1 protein-coding gene is annotated in these 549 nt (G+C 34.6%); it reads right to left on the bottom strand.

The annotated features are described in order from the left end of the window. Positions 1-549 (bottom strand): collagen-like triple helix repeat-containing protein (locus FPQ13_RS13605; RefSeq protein ID WP_246065544.1); only part of this gene is annotated, 549 nt, incomplete at both ends.

Consider the following 549-nt stretch of genomic DNA (forward strand, 5'->3'; position numbering starts at 1 on the left):
GATTATGATTTTTTGGAGCATATAAATCATTTAGTGTTTGTTTGAATTCCTCAAAATCTTCTGTACTAACTTTTGAGCCAATCTGTTGCAATACACTTTCTGAAATAGAGTTGTTTTGTATTGCTTCTGCTAATTCTCTTAATGTGTTCATAGATTCAGGCGCGCTATCAACTAGTTCAGCAATTTTTGTATCCGTATACGTTTTAGAGTCGTTGAGAGTTGTATCTTTGATTTTTTCAACTTCTTGCAATTTATCTTCTAACCCTTCAACATTTGCGATATTGATTTTGTCCAATAACTCAGGTTCTGCTTTGATATCTGTATCTTTACCATCAATTTGCCACATTTTAGTGTCAGGATTGATTGATACTACAGTACCGTTTTTACCGGGTGCGCCTTGTTCTCCTTTTTTACCTGCTTCACCTTTTGCACCAGGTTGTCCCGGTTCGCCTTTATCACCTTTCGCACCTTTAAATCTACTTTCATTCTTTTCGATGTAAGAAATGACATCTTTATCTATTTTCTCTTTAAAGTCTTTGCTCAATAAAT

The organism is Allobacillus salarius (assembly GCF_007559425.1).
Taxonomy (GTDB): domain Bacteria; phylum Bacillota; class Bacilli; order Bacillales; family Alkalibacillaceae; genus Allobacillus; species Allobacillus salarius.